Genomic DNA, 21,611 nt, shown 5'->3' with positions numbered 1-21,611 from the left:
TGCCTCCCCATCGCATGCCCGGACCGATCGCTATTCGCGCGTGTGCAGGGCACGCGCGAATAGCAGCCCCGCAAGATCTTCCTCTTTGCCAACACGGTTGCAGAAAAATGCCAAGCAAAACAGCCGTGCCAGCAATGTGATGAGCTTGAATTACTGCGAGTCGAGCCGAGGCAATCGGGCCGTGGGGGCGCCTCAAAGCCGAGTGGAGCGGACGTCGTAGGTAGGCCCGAACGGGCCGGACGAGACGAGCGAACACGGTGTCCGGCGCCCGCGCGCCGGACCGGCTTTGTGAAGCCCTCACGGCCCGATTGCCTCGGCTCGACGTCCAATAAGCACGCCACCCTCAGCCACACCAAACCTCTGCCTCAACTAAATATGCAACGCCCTCCCCAACGCACGCAAAGCAGCCTCCTGGACAGCCTCCCCCAACGTCGGATGCGCATGAATGGTCCCAGCCACGTCCTCCAACACGGCTCCCATCTCCAGCGATTGCGAAAACGCCGCCGCCAGTTCGGACACTCCGCGCCCAACCGCCTGCCACCCCACAATCAGATGGTTATCACGGCGCGCGACAACACGCACAAAGCCCTCTGTCGACTCCAGCGTCATAGCCCGTCCATTGGCGGCAAACGGGAATAGACCAACTAGACAATCCAACCCGGCATCCTGAGCCTGCTGCGGCGCCAGACCCGCCGTGACGATTTCCGGATCGGTAAAACATACCGCCGGAATGGCCGCCGGCGTAAATCGACGCTTGTGGCCGGCCACCAATTCGGCAACCATTTCACCCTGCGCCATCGCACGATGCGCCAACATTGGTTCGCCCGCGATATCGCCAATCGCCCAGACATTACGCATCGACGTTCGGCATTGATCGTCAATGCGCAATGCGTTGCCGGATCGACTCAATTGCAGGTTTTCCAGCCCCCACCCCTGGGTACGTGGCCGGCGGCCGATAGCCAGCAGCACTTGATCTGCAGGCAACACCGTCTCGGCTCCCGATGCATCCTGTATGCGCACTGCATCGCCGGCCGCATTCATGCCCATGACCTTGCGTCCGAGGTAGAGTGTGATCCCCATCTTCGCCAGCGCCGCCGCGACCGGCTTGGTCAGATCGGCATCGTAAGTCGGCAAAATACGATCCTGCACCTCGACTACCGCGACCTCGGCGCCGAGCTTGCGATACACCGTGCCGAGTTCCAGCCCAATATAGCCACCGCCCACCACGACCAGGCGCTCGGGGATCGATGACGGCGACAGCGCCTCGGTAGACGAAATCACTCGGCCCGCGAAAGGCATGGACGGCAACGGCATCGGCTCGGATCCCGCCGCCAGGAGCAAGTGCTCGCACTGAATGCGTTGGATGCCTTGTCCCGTATCGACCTCGACCGTCTTACCATCGAGCACTTGCGCCCAACCACGCACCAGTCGCACACCGTTTTTCTTGAGCAAGGCGGCTACGCCACCAGTCAACCGGCTCACGATGCCGTCTTTCCAGGCGACGGTCTTCGTGATGTCTATCGAGGGTTTCTTCACCGAAATCCCTAATGGTGCCGTCTCAGCGTATTCGCGAGCGCGTTCAAACTCGCCCGCAGCGTGAATCAGCGCCTTTGACGGAATGCAGCCGATATTCAGGCACGTACCACCCGGCTCCTGCCCCTCGACGACGATGGTGGGCACACCCAACTGCCCGGCGCGGATGGCCGCGACGTAACCGCCCGGGCCGCCGCCAATCACCAATAATGTTGTGTTCAGCGTCTCGCTCATCACGCCTCCACGAAAAGTAAGGCCGGCTGCTCGAGCAATGCGCGGACCGCCTGAATAAACTGCGCAGCATCCATCCCATCGACCACGCGGTGATCGAACGACGAAGACAGGTTCATCAGTTTGCGGGGAACGACAGCGCCTTGCTGGAACATCGGCCTCTCGACGATCCGATTCACACCCACGATGCCTACCTCGGGATGATTGATGACGGGCGTACTGACAATGCCTCCCAATGCCCCCAGACTCGTGAGTGTGATCGTGGATCCGCTTAACGCATCGCGTTCGGCTTTGCCGCTGCGCACAGCCTGGGCCAAACGGGAAATCTCCTGCGCAATCGCCCAAATATCGAGCGACTCGGCATGGCGCACTACAGGCACGATCAAACCAGCATCGGTCTGCGTCGCTACGCCCAGATGTACTGCGCCGAAACGGGTCACCACACCTGCCTCGTCGTCATAACGTGCATTGATCTGCGGAAAATCCCGCAGGGCAATCACCATGGCGCGAGCCAGCAAGGGCAACAGTGTGAGCTTGCCCCGCGATTCGCCGTATTTGCGATTCAGTTGCGCACGCAGACCCTCGATCTCGGTGACGTCGATTTCCTCGACATAACTGAAATGAGGAATACGCCGCTTGGATTCCTGCATTTTCTGCGCGATCTTGCGGCGCAGGCCCACAACGGGCACCTGTTCCTCGTCGTGGCGCTCGCGGTATCCGGACAGCGCTGCCGATGCCGTTGCGCCCTGCCCTTGTACATAGGCAGCCAGGTCTTCGTGCAGAATACGGCCCGCCGGACCAGATCCATGCACATAACGCAGCTCGATACCGAGATCCCAGGCGCGCTTGCGCACGGCGGGCGAGGCCAAGGGACGTTCGCCAGGTTGACGAGACGGCGCGGAATGCTGCACAGCGGATGCTGCTGCGGTGGATTTCCGGCCAGTCCCAGACGCAGACGATGTCTCGGCTGGAGCCGTGTCACGCGCGGCCATCGCCGATGCAACCGCCGAACCCGGCGAAACGTTCGAAGCGATTGACGCGCCTAGTGATGCTGACTCTCGCGATACAGCCGCAGCGCTGGACGCGGCCGAGGGTGTCGAAGACGACCGGGATCCAACGTTGGCCTCGCGATCAGCTTGACCGGCGGCATCTCGAGGCACACTCGCATCACCCGCTGGCCTACCGGCCGCAGAGGTTGGCGTCTGACCTGCTTGCGCAGCCGCCGCATCGCCTTTGAAATTACCCGCGCCCTCGACCTCTAAGCGAATCAACTCGCCGCCCACGGCCATGGTGTCACCCACGTTGCCGCCCAGCGAGATCACCTTGCCCACGACAGGCGACGGAATTTCCACCGTCGCCTTGTCAGTCATCACATCGGCCAGAGGCTGATCCTCTGTCACGGTATCACCGACCTTTACATGCCATGCCACGAGCTCGACCTCGGCAATCCCTTCGCCGATGTCGGGCATTTTGATGATGTGAATCCCCATGTCATGCCTCCATCACGCGTTGGAATGCCGCGCCCACGCGGGCCGGCCCGGGAAAATACGCCCACTCCTGAGCGTGCGGATAGGGAGTATCCCAACCCGTGACACGCTCGATAGGAGCCTCCAGGTAATGAAAGCAATGCTCTTGAATCAACGACACCAATTCCGCACCAAAACCGCAGGTCCGTGTGGCCTCGTGCACCACGACGCAGCGCCCCGTCTTGCGCACCGAGTTCACTATCGTATCCAGATCCAGGGGCCACAACGTGCGCAGATCGATCACCTCGGCATCGAGACCGGTTTCCTCAGCCGCAGTCAGAGAAACATGCACTGTCGTGCCGTAAGTCAATACCGTCAGCGCCTCGCCCGGCCGCACGACAGCAGCGCTGCCTAAGGGCACGGTGTAATAGCCCGAGGGGACCTGGCTGGCCGGATGCTTGTTCCACGGCGTCACAGGACGATCATGATGCCCATCGAACGGACCGTTGTAGAGACGCTTCGGCTCCAGAAAAATGACCGGGTCATTGCTCTCGATCGCAGCGATCAACAGGCCTTTCGCATCGTACGGATTAGAGGGCAGCACGGTACGCAAGCCGCAAACCTGGGTGAACATCGCCTCGGGACTTTGACTATGCGTCTGCCCGCCATAGATACCGCCCCCGCAGGGCATGCGGATCGTCATCGGTGCGATGAACTCATTCACCGAACGATAACGCAGCCGCGCCGCCTCGGAGACGATCTGATCCGATGCGGGATAAAAATAATCGGCGAACTGGATTTCGCAAACCGGCCGCAGCCCATACGCTCCCATGCCTACCGCGACGCCGACGATACCGCCCTCTGAAATGGGCGCATCAAAAACACGCGATGAACCGTACTTGGCTTGCAAACCCTCGGTGCAGCGAAACACGCCTCCGAAATAACCCACGTCCTGGCCGAACACCACCACATTGTCGTCACGCTCCAGCATGACATCCATGGCCGAACGCAATGCCTGGATCATGGTCATCGACGTCGTCGCCGGACCTATATTTTTGTCGTTTGCCATGATCAGACCCCCAGCTCTTGGCGCTGCCGGCGCAAATGGTCCGGCATTTCTTCGTAGACATCCTCGAAAATACTGGCCGCACTGGGTACATGCCCATCGACCAGCGTGCCGAAACTCTCGGCCTCTTTTTGTGCCGCCAGAATCTCGGCTTCGAGCTCTGCCTTCAAGGCGTCGTGCTGTTGATCCGACCAAATGCCCAGGCTGATCAAATGCTTTTTGAACCGGCCAATCGGGTCTCCCAACGGGAAATGGCTCCAGTCGTCGCCCGGCCGATACTTCGTCGGATCATCCGACGTGGAATGCGGCCCCGCCCGATACGTGACCCACTCGATCAAGGTCGGCCCCAGATTGCGGCGCGCGCGTTCGGCCGCCCATTGCGAGGCGGCATATACGGCCAGGAAATCGTTGCCGTCCACGCGCAGCGAGGCAATCCCGTTGCCTACTCCACGCCCCGCAAACGTTGTGCCTTCCCCACCCGCTATCGCCTGAAAAGTCGAAATGGCCCATTGGTTATTGACCACATTCAAAATCACGGGCGCGCGGTATACGTGAGCGAATGTCAATGCCGTATGAAAATCGGCCTCCGCCGTCGCACCATCGCCAATCCAGGCTGACGCGATACGCGTATCGCCTTTGATTGCCGACGCCATCGCCCAACCGACGGCTTGAATGAATTGCGTAGCCAGGTTGCCTGAAATCGAGAAGAACCCGGCGTCACGCTTGGAATACATGACGGGCAGTTGACGTCCCTTTAGCGGATCCCGCTCGTTGGACATCAGCTGGCACATCATCTCGACCAGCGACACATTGCGCGTGAGCAGAATGCTTTGCTGACGATAGGTCGGGAAACACATGTCGCCCTGCTCCAGGGCCAGCGCATGCGCCGAGCCGATGGCTTCCTCGCCCAGGCTCTGCATATAGAACGAGATTTTCTTTTGCCGCTGTGCCGTCAGCATACGGGAATCGAAAATGCGCGTCTTGAGCATGGCGCGCATCCCGGCGCGGAGCGTATCGTCGTCCATCTGCGGCGCCCAGGGTCCCTGGGCATGCCCCTCGTCATCGATCACGCGCACGAGACGATAGGCCAGATCGGCGGTATCGACAGCCGCGACATCAATGGGGGGTTTGGGAACGTCGCCCGCAGGCGACAGATGCAGATAGGAAAAATCGGTCTTGCAACCCGGGCGCCCGGTGGGCTCGGGGACGTGCAGTTTTAGCGGGCCATATTGGCTCATGATGTTGTCTCCACGCTCGATCGTGTCATGCGTTCTTGCTCTGCAATAGCCGGATGCGAGGGGGTAACCGCGCACCAGACCGCCACCGGATCGCGCGCGGGGTAATGCTACGCGTCTGGCAGAAAGCAGATTAGCACAAGCTAGGACGAATCCGAGCTGGTGGAGATGAACGGGCCAGGGTTTTCCGCGGGCCGGATTATCCGTTACGACGTACTTTTAGCCCGACATGTCCGCTGCGATCGTTTTCAGGGGACGATTCCCATATGATCGGCAAGCGTTTCCCCTGAGTACTGCTTACGAAATAATCCCTGCGCCGCGAGCATAGGAACCAGTTCACTCAGGCATAGGTCCAGAGACTCCGCGGCCCCGCCCGGCAAGGCAATGAAGCCATCCGCAGCGCCAGCCTCGACGCGCGCGACAATCTCGCGCAATGCGTCCTCGGCGGTGCCCACTATCTGCCAATGTGCCGAACTACAGACCTCTGGACGCTGCAGCAGTTGCCTCAACGTCGGCTGTTCACGCATCACCAGGCGACGCAGCAGGTCCACATGCGTCTGGCCGCGCATAGGTACCCCGGGCTCACCCAACATGGTGTAGGTCAACGGCTGGTCCGGTGCGAGCGTGCGTACGTCGATGCTCAGCATGCGTTCGATATACGCCAGCTTGTGAGCTTCCTCCGTTCGGCCCTGCGTGGCCTCATAAAGATCGCGAGCGTGACTGGCAGTCCTGCCTAAATACAGGCTGAGGCCCGGCAACATGCGGACAGCATCAGGCTTGCGGCCGTGTGCGGTGGCACGGCCACGCAGATCCTGTCTCAGTTCGGCGCCAGCCGCGATATCCGGAGTGGCAGCGAAAACCGCATCGGCGACGCGCGCTGCGAAGTCACGGCCCCATTCCGACGCGCCCGCCTGGAACAGAGGAATACGGCCCGCTCCGCGGGCTGGCAGGTTTAGCGGTCCTTGTACGTTGAAATACGCGCCATGATGATCGATCGCTCGAATGAGCGCGGGATCGGCGTACTTGCCCTCAGCGCGATCCAGTAGCAGTGCCTCGCGCGGATAGCTTCGCCACAATTGCTGCACGACCTCAGTGAACTCCAATGCCTTGCTATAGCGCTCTTCGGAAGGTGGCATGGGCGCATCACCGAAATTGCGGCTGCCGTCCAGCGCCGTCACGATGTTCCATCCTGCACGGCCCTCACTGATCCAGTCCAGCGATTGAAGTTGGCGGGCGACCACGTAGGGCGGGTTGAACGTGGTTGCAGCCGTCGTTACCAAGCCGATGCGCTTGGTCGCGGGCGCAATGGCGGACAGCAGGACCGTGGGGTCCAGGCTGCTGAAACCAGGCGAACGGTCCAGCACCTGCGGGTCCAGGTACAGCACGTCGGGCCGGAACAGAAAGTCCAGGTGTGCAGCCTCCGCCCGCCTGGCGATGTCAGCGTAAAAAGCTGCCGAGTACGTATCTTCCACACAGCTATCGGGCCGACGCCAACCGTTGCCAGTCAGCCACGTCGTGGCGAGGGACAGCCCGATACACAAGGGTTTCCGATCAGACATAGTGAAGATTCCTTTCCGTGTCGATGAGATGCGTGCGGGTCCTGCGGCGGCTTCAAGCGCACGCTGGCGCGTCGCCTGCATGCGAAACGTGAGCTACCGGGACCACCATCGGCGTACCGGTCACCGGATCGGGTACGACAAGGCAGCGAATACCGAAGAGTTGCTCGACCAGAGATGGCGTGAGCACCTCGCCGGGCGAGCCAGCCGCTTGGATCGCGCCGGCTCGCATGGCGACGAGATGATCGGCATAGCGCGCCGCCTGATTGAGATCGTGCAACACCATGACCAACGTACGGCCGCCTTCGCGGTTAAGACGCTTGCATAACTCCAGCACCTCAAACTGGTGAGCAATATCCAGGTAAGTCGTGGGCTCGTCCAGCAGCATGACGGGGGTATCCTGGGCCAACGCCATGGCGAGCCAGACGCGCTGGCGTTGACCGCCGGAGAGTTCGTCTACCACTCGGTCCGCCAGTTCCGTCACACGGGTATCAGCCATGGCCTGCCACACCGCAGCCTCGTCCACCGTGGACCATTGCCGGAACAGCGTCTGGTGAGGATAACGGCCGCGAGCGACCAAATCGGCGACGCAGATACCGGCCGGCGCAACCGACGACTGAGGTAACAGCCCCAATTTGCACGCCAACTCCCGGGCACGGTAGTGTCGAATGTCCTTGCCCTCCAGGACAATCTGGCCGGAACGCGGCGCCAGCAGCCGCGATAGCGCGCGCAATAGTGTCGACTTGCCGCACGCGTTGGGACCGACAATCACAGTGATTCGGCCACGCGGTATCGTGACATCCAAGTCTGCGGAGACAAGCCGGGAATCGTAGGAAAGCTTCAACCCCTGTCCTACGAGCACCGGACCACTGTGCTGTATCTCTTCGTCGCCACGCTGTATGGCTTGCTGCTTCATGTCTGGCTTCCTGAAAAACGGCCACGGCGGGACGAAGCCGCGAGTAACCAGATGAGATAAAGCCCCCCCAGCATCCCCGTCACCTTGCCCACAGGCAGGTTCAGACGCAAAGGTTGCCATTGACTGAGCAGATCCGCGCCGACCAGCAAACAGGCACCCATCAGGGCCGCCCCCGCGACCGGCAGGCCCTGGGCCCGGCCCAGGCGACGGGCGAGCTGGGGCGCTGCCAACGCAATAAAAGCCACGGGGCCAGCCGCCCCAGTCGCGAGCGCAGCGAGCATGACCGCACAGAACACCATGGCCAAGCGCATACGTTCCACCGGTATACCAAGCTGACTGGCGACCTCGTCGCCCATCTCCATCATCGCCAGCCGGCGCGCCGACAGCAGCACGAACGGCACGAACAGCACCACACCTGAGATGGCGAGCCAGGCATGGGTCCAACTGCGCGCATTGAGCGTGCCGGCCAGCCACAGATTCGCCATCACGGCATTGTCCAGCTCGCCCTTGACCAGCATCAGTCCATTGAGTGCGTGCAGAACGGCGCCGACCCCGATGCCCACCAGCACCAGTCTGCGTCCACCGGCCTTTCCATTCCTGACCGACAGCAGATAGACGACCATAGCCGCGGCCAGTCCACCCATCATGGCTCCCATCGCCACACCCAACGCAGACTGACCGTAGAGCACGATCTGTAGCAGCGCGCCCGTGGCCGCCCCGGTCGTGAAACCGATGACGTCAGGCGACCCCAAGGGATTGCGCGTGATGGACTGGAACACCGCCCCGGACACACCCAGTCCTGCGCCTACAAAACAAGCCGTCAGCACTCGAGGCAGGCGGACGTCCAGGACCATCTGTTCACCTGCAAGAGCCACCTGTGGTTCGAAAAGCACCTGCAGCAGTCGCGGCAGACTCATGCCAGTCCGCCCGACGTTCAGCGCAGCTGCAACCAGGGTCAGCAGCACGGCCAGCAGAACCAACAGGACAACCAACATCCGGGGCTGTACGAGAACGCTGTAGCCCTGCACACGCCAGGCACGCTGTGTAGTGATGTGATGCGGCGTCCTCGTCATGAAACCTCCAGCCTGCGCCGTCTGACCAACGCCACGAACACCGGACCGCCAATGAGCGCCGACAGGATGCCCACAGAAATCTCGTCGGGACGCGCTATCACACGCCCCAACACATCAGCAGCGAGAACGAGCAGTGCTGAAATCAGCATCGAAAAACACAACTGCCACCGATGGTCCGGTCCTCCGGCATGGCGAGCCAAATGGGGCGCAATCAATCCAATGAAGACGATGGGCCCCGCAGCGGCCGTAGCCGCCCCGACCAACAGCACAATGGCTGTCGCACAGCTCAACCACACGATTGCCGGACGTGCACCCAACACCATACCCAACTCCGCGCCCAGCGCCACCGCGTCCAGTCCCCGCGCCAGCGCGAAAGCGAGCGCCAGACCACCCGCCGTTGCTACGGAGACGGGCCTCAGTACAGCGTAGCCACGTCCTTGCAACGAGCCGACAGCCCAATGACGGAACTGATCGAAGACCGCGTTATCACTGTTGATGGTGATGATCTGCGTGACAGCCAGCAACACCGCAGATAACGCCGCACCCGCCAACACCATGCGCAGCGGATCAAAACCTTGACGGATGCCGCCGAACAAATAGACCGCCACGCTGGCAAGCGCAGCTCCCACGAAACCAAAGCCTAATTGACCGCTGATGCCAGTCACACCAAAGGCCGCAATAGCGGCAGCGATGGCGACTGCTGCACCTGCGTTCACGCCCAGGAGTCCTGGGTCAGCCAGCGGATTGCGCGTGAGGGCCTGCATCAGCACCCCACCCGCACCCAGCGCACAGCCGATCACCATAGCGAGCAAGGCGCGTGGTATCCGCAGATGCCGCAGCAGCAGATGATCGTTGTTGGAACTGTCAAAAGAGAAAATAGCTTGCCAAGCCGTGTGCGGTTCAACCTCCTGTGCACCAACGATGAGACTGATTGCACTCAGCAGCACTAGCGCCACGAGTCCGGCAGACAGGATGAGCAAACGCGCACGCTGCCGTTCAATGCGGATATTCGCGACGGCGGGCAGGCCTGGAGCGAGTCTTACTGGAGTTTGCATGATTCGCTCCTCGACATCTCTCAACGGCCAAACAGACGTACGATGTGATCGATCAATTCGCTGGCACTGTAATAGTCGATCCGGAACGCATGGAGGCCCAGCGCATAGACCTGCCGCGAACGCACCGAAGGCAAATTGGCGAGAACAGGATCGTTGAGCATCGCGGCCGTTCTACTATCGTCGGCGCGGAGCAAAAATGTCGTGGACGCCTTGAGCTGAGGTAAAAACTCGTACTGCGCCCAGACAAAGTCGCTCGCCGTATCGGATGTACTGTGCCAACTCGGGTCCGGCCGTTCGACATCGAAGCCCAACGAACCGAGCAACTGACCATGCACACCGTCGCGGGTAGCGATGGGATTGCTGGTGCCCGGACCGTTATAGCTGATGACGTTCACCTGCCCTTCGGGCAACGCCAACCTGTCGCGAGCCTGAGCCACATGGCGATCGAATTCTGCAATGCGCTGGGCAGCCTGCGCCTCCAGGCCCATGGCCTGTGCCAACTCGCGCGCCAAGTCCTGCCAGCTCTGCCGTCCATAATCCACCACAATAGTGGGCGCGGCTGTGCGCAAGCGCGCAAGGTGCTCGCGCGCAGAATCTGCACCGGTAGCAGACACGACGATCAAATCGGGTGCAACAGCATATACCGCCTCCAGATCTACACCGCCCGCAGGCCAAAGATTTTCCACACCGCGCTGTTCGGCCACGTCAGCCCACTGCGCAAAGAATTTGCCGTTGGCAGCCGAAGCACTGGCCACTACTGGTGCGCCGATTGCCAGCAAGGTACCCGTCACGGTGACAGAGGTAGACAGAATGCGCCTGGGCGGCCCCGGTAATTCAGTGATGGTGTGATCGGCATTGTGAAACCGGCGCGGCCAATCATCTCCGGCCCCAAAGGCATCACCAGCAAAGATCGCCAACTCGAGTACAACCATACCGAGCCATGCTATTGACAACAACATGCGACGCCTTGCAAACGCAGTACCAGAGCTCATGCGCACACTACCAACTCAGCCTGGCGGTAGCCATCACGCTACGGCCCGTACCGTAGTAGCACGAGGTCGCCGCCGTGCAAGTAGCCACGTAGCGTTTGTCTGCCAGATTGCTGGCATTGAGAGCCAGGTCCAGATGCATGTCCCCGATCTTGCCCACGTCATAGCGCAACGCCGCGTCGAACAAGGTATAGGACGGGATACGCAAGTTGTTGGCTAGATCGCCGTAGGTCTCGTCCACGTAGCGCACACCCGCCCCCATGCCCAGGCCGCGCAGCGGGCCGCTCTGGATGGTGTAGTCCAGCCATAGCGACCCCATCCAATCCGGCACACGCACCATACGATTGCCGGTGTAGCCGTCGTTGTTGCGCACGACCTTGGAACTCATGCGTGTGACCGCGCCGATTACGCTCAAGCCACGCAAAGGCGTGATGCGGCCTTCCAGTTCGACACCGCGTACGCGTACCTTTCCAGTCTGGACTTGATACGCCTCGTCCCCTTGGTTCTCGGGATCAGCGGTCAGCACGTTTTCCTGATTCAGCTCATAGGCCGAGAGCGTAATCATGCCGTCGATGTTGCGCGGCTCGTACTTTACGCCCACCTCCCACTGCGAGCCGGTCACCGGTTTAAAACTGCTGCCGTCGCGCTTGAGGCCGCCCGTAGGCTGGAACGATTCGGCATAGCTGAGATACGGCGCAAGCCCATTGTCGAACAGATAGGTCACCCCCGCCCGTCCCGTAAACGCGCTGTCCTTGGTAATAGTGCGGGTATCGGTCAGACGATCGAGAGTGTCGATGCGGGTCCAGTCCTGACGGCCACCCAACGTGAAGCGCCATTTGCCCACAGCGATCTGGTCCTGCAGATAAAGGCCAAACTGTTCATCGGTTTCTCGCGTCGACATCTGGCTGGCCAGCGTCGGCTCAAAGTCGTAGTAGGTGTAGACCGGATCGTAGACGTCGATCGCGATGGCAGTCGGCGACACCTGTGCGGCCTGGCGCAGGAAAGTCCAGTTGGTTTTCTGCCAGTCGAAGCCGACCAGCACAGTGTGTGCCAGCGCCCCCGTATCGAATTTACCCTCGATCCGGCTATCGATGGTCTGCGCATCTGAATCGCCTTCGCCCTGTACGGCGCGCCGATTGAGGATATGTCCATCGGTCAGCGTGTTGAGCTGAGTGAGCGCCGCACCGCGCACGCCGTTGCCCACTGTGGCGCGATATAACGAATCGACATGCGTGTAGCGGGCGTTCTGGTTGAACTTCCAGTTATTGTTGAATTGATGCTCGAACTGCCAGCCAGCCGTCCAGATATCGCGGTTGTACACGTTCCAGTTCGGCTCGCCCAGGAAAGTGTCATGATCTATATAACCGTCAGCCGCCGGGACCACCGTCCCCTCGTACGGTAGAAATTGAAACGTGCTGCCGCCGCGATCACGCTGAAACATTCCCAACAGCGTCAAGTGCGATCGATTGTCGTTGAACTGCAGCGTGGCGCTGGGCGCGATAAACCACTGCTCATGGTCGGTATGCTTGATCTGCGTGTCACCGTCGCCATAGAGCCCAACGAGCCGCCACAGCAGATTTTCGTTGTCGTTAGCGCCGCCCACATCAAACGAGGTCTGGGGTCGGCCGTGTCCGTCCACTTGCAATCGCACGACTTGTTCCTGACCCAGTGTTGGAATCTTGCTGACCTGATTGACGATGCCGCCAGGCGCAAGCTGCCCGTATAAAACGCTGGACGGGCCCTTCAGCACCTCCACGCGCTCCATATTCCAGGTATTGAAGGAAGTACGGTTCCAGCTCAGGTTGCTGTCCGATGGTGCTCGCAGCCCGTCGAGCATCACGTTGGTGCCAAAGCTGCCGGCATCAAAACCGCGAATGTACAAGTCATCGACACGGTTATCGATCCCCTGGCTTTCAGGCAATACCCCTGCCGTATAGCGGGTAGCTTCGTTCAGGTTGCTGACGCCCCGCGCGTCCATTTCCTCACGCTCGATGACCGACACCGATTGCGGCACCTCAAGCAACGCCGTGTCGGTCTTGGTCGAACCGCCGATGGTTTCCGCTGCCCGGTATGCGTTTACCGTGACGGCGTCCATCGTCGCGACGTCTGAGTCCGTGGGAGCGATAGCGGATTGCGCCCAGGCATTATTGCCCAGCGTGATGAACAGCAGCGCGCTGGGCACCATGCGAGCGAGGCGACAAGGGTCTGGTCTGACGATTTTGGCTGAGCCAGAGGGGGCTGCAGGAGCGGTAGGGCCGATCGACGGAGGCGCTGAGGAAAATATCTTCACGGGAAAGACTTTATTTGTTAATGGGACGTGTTCTCATTTTCAATTTTCCCAGTAATCGGCCGGATGCGCCTTCGTGAAGACAGCGCAAATCTTCGTCAAAGCGGCAATCTGCCGCTTCCCTTCTAATAGATGATCGATCGCCCAGGATCAGCAAACAGGCTCAACGGCGCCCGGGACGCACTTGCGTGGGCGTCAAACCGAATTGCCGTTTAAAAGCTGTGGCGAAACTTGCCGCATTGGTATAGCCGGCGAGCGTCGCGGCCTGTTCTACGCTTGAGTCGTCGCATTCGAGCGCTTGACGCGCCTGCCTCAGACGTTGACATTGCAGAAACTCGAACACGGTCTGTCCGTACGCCATCCGAAAATGGCGCTGCAGTGTCGTGGCGGTCGTATTCATATGCCGAGCGATCTGATCGATATTCAATGAGGCTGAACTGTTCTCGCACAGCCATGCCTTGAGATCGCGCATCCGTTGAAATGTCTTTGGCCGCATCGTGTCGGCAGATGGCGCGTGTACCGAGGTTGAGCTAGTCACCGAAAGGGCTTCGACAATGAGTTCGATTGCCCGGCTCTCTAGATACATGCCAGCAATGTGGTGCGGCATAGAAGGCGGATGGAACATCTGCTCGGCGAGCATCCGTGCTCGAGGAGAGACGTTCCAGATACGAGTGTCCAGATGGTCCCCTAACGGGTATACCGCCTCGTCACCTATGCCCTCGCATAGAGACTCCTCCAGCCACTGCTTGCTAAGACCGATGCTGATGCGCCGCGAGCTGTCGCCTTGGCGCACGACCCGCCTGCACTCTTCTGGCTCCCGTATCGTGACGATGGCCGCATCCTGCTTCTGGCCACGTTGGCCGCGGTCCGGCAGATGCGGCGTAAAAAGCTGGATATGGCTGCGGCCATAAGAAACATCGATGACGCCTTCCAGTAACAGCACGATCCGGATGTTGTCGTGAACGACAGCATTCCCTACTGACTCTTCGCATTGGACCTCGGTGCCAAAATGCAGCGACAACCCTGGCCGTATGACGCGAAAGTGTCGTAATTCGTCGCTAGTACGTTCACGGGCGGTCAGCATGGGTGTCATGGCCTCTAAGGCAATTCTCAAGCGCACGCACTGCCCACGAAACACACAAGGTGTCATTGGCAGTTGGCATGCCGGCAACTGTAGTAATGAATCCCTCCCGGATAGCCGGGTTTACTCAACCAACAAATAAATGAGAATCATTACTATACAACGCTTTGAGCAGTGCCGGGCAGACACTTCGTCATAGGCCCTGAATATCGTAGGTCTGAATCATGGTTTTCATGATCGGAAACCCGTCGTCTATATATTTTGAGAATTCCGCCGCGCTTGCGGGATAGCTTTTGATTCCGAATCGGTCCACCAGGTATTGCCCGTACTCGCTGCTGGAGACGACTTTGTGGATGGCCGCTTCGAGCTTGGCCTTCGCGTCCTCGGGAATGCCCTTGGGCGCAGCAACGCCGATGATGCCCGTGATACCGAAATCAAAACCTTGTTCTTTGATAGTTGGCGTATCCGGAAACCACGGCAGCCGGTAATTGCTCGCAGAGGCGATGACTTTCAGCTTTCCTGCCTTGACGAGTTCGTTGTATTCCGAGGGGCCTTGCAGCGCGACATCGACGTATTTTCCCAAAACGGCATTGATAGATTCTGCCGACGACTTGTACGTCACTTGATCAAATTGGCCTCCGGTGACTTTCTGCAGCTGCAGAAAAGGAAAATTATTCGGAGCACCCGTCACACCATAGAAAACGCCTTTGCCGGATGTCGCCTGTTTCACCAGATCCTGGATATTGTTGATGGGCGACTCCGGTGCAGCGACGATACCGTAGCTGAATTCCGCCACACCACCGAGCAACTCGAAATCGTCCCTGGTATAGGGAACCTTCAATAGTTGCGACGTAAAAGTGGCGGTGCTGTATGAATAGAATCCGATCGTGTATCCATCGGATTTGGCGCGAGATAGATTGCTCAGTTGCAGTGTGCCGGATGCGCCGGGCTGGTTGAGGACAATGATAGGCTGTCCCAGCTCGGCTTCTAGCAGCTGGGCAAATTTGCGCGCTACGCCGTCTGTCGATCCGCCTGTGCCGTAGGGTACGGACATCGATATGGATCGCGTGGGATAGGTGACGCTCTCGGCGTTGGCAGCAACCCCCGCCATCAGGCAGGACCATCCGAGAATCACGTGACGGAAGTTCATTTTTTGGTCTCCACAGATGCACGTCAGATATGGGTCCGCGTACCGTCGTGAATACCATTGACGAGTGCAGCCAAAGGGCAAATGCGGCTGCACGCTTCAGTCGACAAATATCTACGGCCGAGCTTTCTATCTGCGCTATTTATTATTTGAATGTTGACGCATTGAAGACCGGCTTTCTATCGCCAAACCTGCAAGACACAATGAACCAGATGATGGGTAATAGAGGAGTCCCTGTCATAGGCTGAGACGCCGACGATTACCTCGACTGGCGCCACAACGTGTCACCATGTCCCGCCCCCGGGACACAACGAGATCAAACGGCGCGGTGATAAACCGCCTCGACGTTGTAGCCGTCCGGATCCAGGATAAAGGCGCCGTAATAGTGCTGGTGATACTTCGGTCTCAGGCCAGGTGCGCCGTTGTCGCGACCGCCGGCTGCCAGCGCTGCGCGATGGAAGGCGTCGACCTCGCCGCGGCTGCGGGCGCGAAAGGCTATATGCACGCGCGGGGTGCTGGGCGTACCCTGATGAATCCAGAATTCGCCACCCGGATCGCCCTCACCGTCGGGCTCGCCAACGTCGAAGCCCGTGCCGGTGGGCAGGACCTTGCGCGGGATATAACCCATGGGCGCGAGCGCGCTCAAGTAGAACGTCCGGCTGCGCTCGAAGTCGCTCACGTGGATTTCGACATGATCTAGCATGCATCGCTCCTCGGGGAAGGACGGCCTCGGCAGGCCAAGGCAGATCATTGTAGGCCCGCTGCGGTGAGCGTACTCGGCGTAGTTGAAAGCAGGTGCTTCGGCCAGAAACCAAAAAGGACTTACAGCAAAAAGCTTGTAAGTCCTTGATTTGATTGGTCGGGGCGGCGGGATTCGAACTCGCGACCCTCTGCTCCCAAAGCAGATGCGCTACCAGGCTGCGCTACGCCCCGTGGGTACTGATTTGTCCTGACCGTAAACGACAAAAACGCGTCGTTCTCGTCAGGGAACGGAATGCTACCACAATCGACGACTCTGCGCCGAGAAGCGACACGGGTTGGGGATTACCTCGTTACAGTAGTTGTCTTTTGCAGACTCATTCGCCACGCATTCGATCAATCAGCCGCCGATCACGTTTGGTGGGGCGTCCTGCAACGATACCTTGGGCCGGCTCGGGAGCCAGTCTACGCATCTCGGCAGCGCGCTCGCGCGCCGCAATGCTTTCGGCAGTTTCTTCGTAAAGCAGGCGCGCGGCCGGCGCCGGGCCGCGTACCGCACTCAATGCCCGAACTTGTACGTGAATCGGCGGATCTTCTTTACGCACACTCACCCGATCGCCTACAGCGATTTCACGTGCGGGCTTGGCGGCTTGATCATTGACCAGCACCCGCCCTTTGCCGATTTCCTGAGAGGCCAGGCTACGCGTCTTGTAAAAGCGCGCCGCCCACAGCCATTTGTCCAGTCGCAATTTGTCTGCCATAGCCGTCATTTTATGACATCGATAGCCTTCACAAGCGAGGTGACGTCCTCAATCGCTGATAGAGAACGGCGCCTCAGCTGTCTCGCCCGAACACGACGATCCGCGCTTCGGACCGCAAGCATAAACCAGCGTCGCCACATGACGCGGCGCCGAAAGCCCCAGCAACGACAGCACGGCTTCATCATGATAAGAACCAATCGCGCAGCCGCTCCAATCCGCTTGCGCGACCTGATAGCCCAGCGCCCCCAGATAAACACCCGCCTCGATCAGCAAAAAGCGCCCTCCTCGCTCACCGTATTTGGCCAGCATGTTTTCCGGACGAGCGATCATGAACAAGACGGCTGCTGGCGCTTGCTCCCAATCCACGCCCAGCATGCGCGCCAGCTCCGGCCATGCGGGACAAGCACATACCGGTACGAGTCCGTGACGAGCATTGTCATACCATGCGATCTGCCCGGTCAGCTCCGAGGGACCATCGAGTCGGCACAACGCCACATAGACCTGCATGGGATACTTGGCGCCCCCGGAGGGCAACAGCCTCGTCGTGCCCTGCAACCGCATACGCAGGGGATGCAGGATGCGGCCCAGGTCTGGCAAAGTCGCCGGTGCCTCACTAAAACTGCGCTCACTGACGCGGCGTTCCCAAGCATTGATATCGGATTCCGGCGCATCCGGCAAGGCAACCACACCAGCGCGGTGCACAGGAGCCGGCGTGCCCGCAGGCCGCACAGCATCTCGCGCAATACGCTGCCCCATCGCCATTGCCCGGCTGTTGTTGAGCTCGCCATTCTTCCAGAACAGATGAAACAACGGCGCGTCGGCCCATGGCGAATCTGAGTCGGGAGGCATATCTGATGGCATGGCAACGAGCCGGGCTCTCAGCCCAGCGGATGAGGAAAAGGATTGGGAAAAACCGTGTGCCGCACACTGCCAGGATAACGCCATTGAATATCCGCACAACGGCCACCGAGAAACGGCGCGCGCTCATCAGCATGCAATCCGCTCAATTGCGGTGACAACACTCGCATCACGCGCAAACCGGTGGCCGCCACATCGACGGTAGTGAGCTCGCGATAGTAAAGATCAATGCCGCTATTCGTCAGTGACATCTGCAGCTGATGCAATTGCGTCAGGGTTTGCTCATGATCGGGAGCATCACGGCGCCCAGCCTCTGCAGCGATAGCTCCGCCCGCAGCGGCGGCCTCGGCACTCGCTACTGCTGTTCCCGCTGTAGTCATCCCGACATCAGGCGTGCGTTCAACATGAGGCTCGGCATGTGCCATCAATGCAGTCTGATGCCACAACTCCGGACGCAAGGTATAAAACACGGCATGCTGATCGAAACGGCGCAACGCGTCCGGCTGATGCGGCAAATCATCACCTCGATCTGCAAGATGCGATGCAAAGGTCAAAGCCTGCGCCCATTCCAATAGCGCTTTATGCAAGGCCTCGGCGACGTTCGCGCGACACGCAATACCCAACACAAAACGTGGACGCCCGCCATACGGTAAACCGCCGGCAACAGCAATGACGCGATGCGGATTCCAGGCCTGAGTCAGGTCAAAGGCCGCGATCTCACCGCCGCTCGCCGCGACATAATCGGTCCATTCAGCAGGCAAGCTCAGTTTGCGGCCACCCAGGCCATTGAGCCATGTCGCCGCCAAGGCATCACGCTCTAATAATTCCTGCGCGGCCCGCAAGACGGCAAGCCACGGACCACCTGCCTCATCGCGCCACGCGGCCAGGCCGCTGGATGTCGAGGGCATGCGCGCCTGTCCTGACCGCGGACCGAGCCCGACCAGTTCCTGAGGCACCCAACGCATCTGGTTGTCGGCCAGACGATAGACTGGCGCATAGATGTCATCTGGCGATGGCACCATCGGCCACGGGAAACCGGGCTGCGCGCGCTGCTCGGCCGAAAACAAGGCAAACGCCTCATCATCCAGGCATTCTTCGTCGGTCAGTTGTGAGCGCGTGCGCAACGTCAACGCAGTCTGAGCCGCCGCCAGGCGCTCCAGCGCCTCGGCAATCGCGCCTGAGATCGCGTCTCGCGAATCCAATGCGACGGCCCCCGATACCGTTTGCCATGCATTCACGGGATCTTTGGGCGCAGCGACATTCGCTAGCGCCTTGCCATCGAATATCGGTCCCAATCTGTCACAAGGCTGCGCATCGACAGCACTGACGGGCAGCACCAGCCCGCAACGCGCGCTTGCCGCCTGCGCCAATAAACGGCGTGATAGCAACTGAGGCATATCCGCCGTCACATGTTCTCAATCCAGATGTACATCTCAAACGCCGCGCACGCCACAATGCCGATCAACATCAGCAGCGCGACGGCAGCCCCCTTCCCGGGCGATTGGTTCGAACGCTCGTAAACCACGCAGAATATGCCGACATAGACGGCGAAAAAAGCAATGGCACCAAACAAGGGCTGTACGAGAAACCCGAGAATCCCCGCAATCACGGCCAATACGATCGACAGTGCGCCTATCGTGCGACGCTCGCCTTTCGACATCGGTTGGCGCAGGCCCGCGGACAGGCGCGCGTCATAATGTTTACCAGCCTCTGAGGTTGCTGTGGATACCTGAACAGGCGAGGCGCTCGGCTGTCCATTCGCGTCAACATGACCCGCTGAAGCCGCTGTCGAAGCGAACGAGGGCGGCTCAGTCGCGACCACTGTTGAAGACGCGCTAGACGCATCAGTCGAGGCCGAATCGGATGTACGCGCTCGCGCCAACGCCTCGGGCACGAGCCCCGAGAAAATCGACGAGGTCGCGACACTCGCGATCCCCACGGTCACCAGACAACTACTGCAGGTCGTTGATGTCGACCCGCCCCCGGCCGCGGACAGATTATCGTGGCGTCCGGCGGGATCGAACTGATTAGGCAGACGATACATGGCAAACTCCTCAATGCCCCACCGGGCCGGATAAGGCGGCAGGTGGCGACACCTGCCAAGGTAGATTCAACGCCCCGGCCGGCGAGTCATGCGGGCCCTCACATACAGGGCAACCGGGTAGTTGGAAGACCTTGTCCCGCACACTGGACAAGGTCTGTAAATTCAAACTGACACTATGTTCGAGAAAAGGCAGTAATCCGCCAGGCGCCGTCAAAAGAGGAGCCAACAAGGACGCGACCGATTGTGGCCTGCTCGACATGGCGGGCTTTGCCGGACCTGGCAAATCGCCCCAACGATGAGCGACACGATGACCCAAGCATGCGGCGCACGCCGTCTCGCCCGGCACCACGTACGGGCCGATACTGACGGTGTGGTGATACGCGATATCGATGAACAAGTGCCGCTGCCGCGGCCGCAGTGCGGCATAGGTACTCAACGCGCACGCCCATTGAGCGCTGGTGCGCACAACCAGCAAGAGATCGTCGATATTGGCACCAGCGCCAACATCGCGCGGCACATCGTCCGGCAACGCGATACGGTATTCCGCCATCATCGTGGTCAACGCCGGCATCAATGCCTCGCACGGATCACCGAGCCACGCCAGGGAAAAACGATTGACCTCAGCCAAGGCACGAGGCGGCACCAATGCCCCGACCCGGTGTATCTGCCGCGCCGCTGCGCCGCATTCCGGGTCATCCAGCAACAAGGACAAGCTCTGGTTTTGCCACGCCTGAAAAACGCGATGCACGCAAGTATCGGAGACGGCTTCGTCTACGATATAGGTTTCGTCGGCGCCACCGGTCAACACGAGCAGCGTACGTCCGTCATGCGCCTGCTCCAGCAACGTCCAGGCTGGACTGTTGATCCAGCGGTCGCCAGGATGAGATAAGGCCGCGCTCGAGTTATCTGTCATCAACCTGCAAAACAATAATGGTGCAAGAATCGCAGTTTACCGGTGTTCAAGAGAGATCGGATCACCCGTGGCGAGAAGCCATCGGCTGGATGCTGCTTTCGGGTCTGCTGTTTCTCGTCGGCTACAGCCTGACCAATGGCTGGGCGGCAGCCCAAACCGACGCCATGTCATGGCATACCGCATGGGACGACCACATTCCTTTTCTGGCCTGGACGATCTGGCCTTACCTGAGCCTGAACCTCATTTTTCCCTGCACGTTTTTCGCATTCGAGCATGTACACGCGCTGCGGCGGCATGCTGCCCGCATAGTGACGGCGCAATTGACCTGCTTTGCGGCATTTGCACTCGTTCCCTCGATCAACGTACGCCCGCTGCCACAGCCAGATGGGATAACGGGCCTGCTCTTTAGCCAATTGAGGGCATTTGAGCAGCCGTACAACATGTTCCCGTCACTGCATGCGGCAACCCTGCTGTTGGTTTGGTTAGCGTGGTTGCCGCAGTTACAGCGTCATCGCCTGGCTCGCTGGGCATGGCATGGCTGGTGCCTGCTGATCCTGGTTTCCACGGTCACGACATGGCAGCACGATCTGTGGGACATTGCGACTGGACTGGCGGTCGGGTTCGCCACCCTGGCGATCTGGCCCATGCGATCCGTTTCGCATTAGCACCACCAGAGGAACAATTTGTCCTACGCGAAAACG

The 21,611-nt window shown here is 60.1% G+C and carries 19 protein-coding genes and 1 tRNA gene; 1 reads left to right on the top strand and 19 read right to left on the bottom strand.

The window, feature by feature from the left end:
- Positions 1 to 369: 369 nt before the first annotated feature.
- The 19 genes from lpdA to ACYVI2_RS14650 all read right to left on the bottom strand — a co-directional run bounded on the left by lpdA (position 370) and on the right by ACYVI2_RS14650 (position 20,910).
- Positions 370 to 1,767, bottom strand: a complete 1,398-nt coding sequence (gene lpdA / locus ACYVI2_RS14740; protein ID WP_415822351.1) for a dihydrolipoyl dehydrogenase — start codon at positions 1,765 to 1,767, stop codon at positions 370 to 372.
- The gene (locus tag ACYVI2_RS14735; protein ID WP_415822350.1) at positions 1,767 to 3,254 is read right to left on the bottom strand and encodes a dihydrolipoamide acetyltransferase family protein; all 1,488 of its coding nucleotides are present in this window, start codon (positions 3,252 to 3,254) and stop codon (positions 1,767 to 1,769) included. The genes lpdA and ACYVI2_RS14735 overlap by 1 nt, the downstream gene beginning before the upstream one ends.
- 1 nt (position 3,255) lies before the next feature.
- Entirely contained in the window at positions 3,256 to 4,299 is a 1,044-nt protein-coding gene (locus tag ACYVI2_RS14730; protein ID WP_415822348.1) for an alpha-ketoacid dehydrogenase subunit beta, read from the bottom strand.
- Between the two features lie 2 nt (positions 4,300 to 4,301).
- The gene (locus tag ACYVI2_RS14725; protein ID WP_415822346.1) at positions 4,302 to 5,534 is read right to left on the bottom strand and encodes a 3-methyl-2-oxobutanoate dehydrogenase (2-methylpropanoyl-transferring) subunit alpha; all 1,233 of its coding nucleotides are present in this window, start codon (positions 5,532 to 5,534) and stop codon (positions 4,302 to 4,304) included.
- Between the two features lie 245 nt (positions 5,535 to 5,779).
- Positions 5,780 to 7,090: an NtaA/DmoA family FMN-dependent monooxygenase gene (locus tag ACYVI2_RS14720; protein WP_415822345.1), complete on the bottom strand. Its 1,311-nt coding sequence runs from the start codon at positions 7,088 to 7,090 to the stop codon at positions 5,780 to 5,782.
- 52 nt (positions 7,091 to 7,142) lie between these two features.
- A complete protein-coding gene (locus tag ACYVI2_RS14715; protein ID WP_415822344.1) occupies positions 7,143 to 8,003 on the bottom strand; it encodes an ABC transporter ATP-binding protein in 861 nt (286 codons plus the stop codon).
- The gene (locus ACYVI2_RS14710) at positions 8,000 to 9,076 is read right to left on the bottom strand and encodes a FecCD family ABC transporter permease (protein ID WP_415822343.1); all 1,077 of its coding nucleotides are present in this window, start codon (positions 9,074 to 9,076) and stop codon (positions 8,000 to 8,002) included. The genes ACYVI2_RS14715 and ACYVI2_RS14710 overlap by 4 nt, the downstream gene beginning before the upstream one ends.
- The gene (locus ACYVI2_RS14705; RefSeq protein WP_415822342.1) at positions 9,073 to 10,131 is read right to left on the bottom strand and encodes a FecCD family ABC transporter permease; all 1,059 of its coding nucleotides are present in this window, start codon (positions 10,129 to 10,131) and stop codon (positions 9,073 to 9,075) included. The genes ACYVI2_RS14710 and ACYVI2_RS14705 overlap by 4 nt, the downstream gene beginning before the upstream one ends.
- Positions 10,132 to 10,151: 20 nt before the next feature.
- On the bottom strand, positions 10,152 to 11,090 hold the full coding sequence (gene fepB / locus ACYVI2_RS14700; RefSeq protein WP_415822341.1) for a Fe2+-enterobactin ABC transporter substrate-binding protein: 939 nt from the start codon (positions 11,088 to 11,090) through the stop codon (positions 10,152 to 10,154).
- Positions 11,091 to 11,130: 40 nt separating this feature from the next.
- Positions 11,131 to 13,305 (bottom strand): TonB-dependent siderophore receptor, encoded by a 2,175-nt coding sequence (locus ACYVI2_RS14695; RefSeq protein ID WP_415822339.1) that lies wholly within the window; start codon positions 13,303 to 13,305, stop codon positions 11,131 to 11,133.
- A 265-nt stretch (positions 13,306 to 13,570) separates the two neighbouring features.
- Positions 13,571 to 14,491: an AraC family transcriptional regulator gene (locus ACYVI2_RS14690; RefSeq protein WP_415822337.1), complete on the bottom strand. Its 921-nt coding sequence runs from the start codon at positions 14,489 to 14,491 to the stop codon at positions 13,571 to 13,573.
- A 190-nt stretch (positions 14,492 to 14,681) separates the two neighbouring features.
- Positions 14,682 to 15,638: a tripartite tricarboxylate transporter substrate binding protein gene (locus ACYVI2_RS14685; protein ID WP_415822336.1), complete on the bottom strand. Its 957-nt coding sequence runs from the start codon at positions 15,636 to 15,638 to the stop codon at positions 14,682 to 14,684.
- Between the two features lie 313 nt (positions 15,639 to 15,951).
- Positions 15,952 to 16,338: a VOC family protein gene (locus ACYVI2_RS14680; protein WP_415822335.1), complete on the bottom strand. Its 387-nt coding sequence runs from the start codon at positions 16,336 to 16,338 to the stop codon at positions 15,952 to 15,954.
- A 153-nt stretch (positions 16,339 to 16,491) separates the two neighbouring features.
- A tRNA-Pro gene (locus ACYVI2_RS14675) sits at positions 16,492 to 16,568 on the bottom strand.
- A 143-nt stretch (positions 16,569 to 16,711) separates the two neighbouring features.
- Positions 16,712 to 17,095, bottom strand: a complete 384-nt coding sequence (locus ACYVI2_RS14670; RefSeq protein WP_415822334.1) for an RNA-binding S4 domain-containing protein — start codon at positions 17,093 to 17,095, stop codon at positions 16,712 to 16,714.
- Between the two features lie 48 nt (positions 17,096 to 17,143).
- Entirely contained in the window at positions 17,144 to 17,944 is an 801-nt protein-coding gene (locus tag ACYVI2_RS14665; RefSeq protein WP_415822333.1) for a SagB/ThcOx family dehydrogenase, read from the bottom strand.
- A 29-nt stretch (positions 17,945 to 17,973) separates the two neighbouring features.
- Positions 17,974 to 19,350, bottom strand: coding sequence for a YcaO-like family protein (locus tag ACYVI2_RS14660; protein WP_415822332.1), 1,377 nt, complete (start codon positions 19,348 to 19,350; stop codon positions 17,974 to 17,976).
- An 8-nt stretch (positions 19,351 to 19,358) separates the two neighbouring features.
- A complete protein-coding gene (locus tag ACYVI2_RS14655; protein ID WP_415822330.1) occupies positions 19,359 to 19,997 on the bottom strand; it encodes a hypothetical protein in 639 nt (212 codons plus the stop codon).
- Positions 19,998 to 20,007: 10 nt separating this feature from the next.
- Complete coding sequence (locus tag ACYVI2_RS14650) at positions 20,008 to 20,910, bottom strand: hypothetical protein (protein ID WP_415822329.1); 903 nt, start codon at positions 20,908 to 20,910, stop codon at positions 20,008 to 20,010.
- Positions 20,911 to 20,927: 17 nt separating this feature from the next.
- Here ACYVI2_RS14650 and ACYVI2_RS14645 point away from each other — a divergent pair, with 17 nt between their 5' ends.
- The gene (locus ACYVI2_RS14645; protein WP_415822328.1) at positions 20,928 to 21,575 is read left to right on the top strand and encodes a phosphatase PAP2 family protein; all 648 of its coding nucleotides are present in this window, start codon (positions 20,928 to 20,930) and stop codon (positions 21,573 to 21,575) included.
- The last annotated feature ends 36 nt before the right edge of the window (positions 21,576 to 21,611 follow it).

The organism is Bordetella tumbae (genome assembly GCF_054780995.1).
This window is presented reverse-complemented; position numbering and strand designations above follow the sequence as displayed.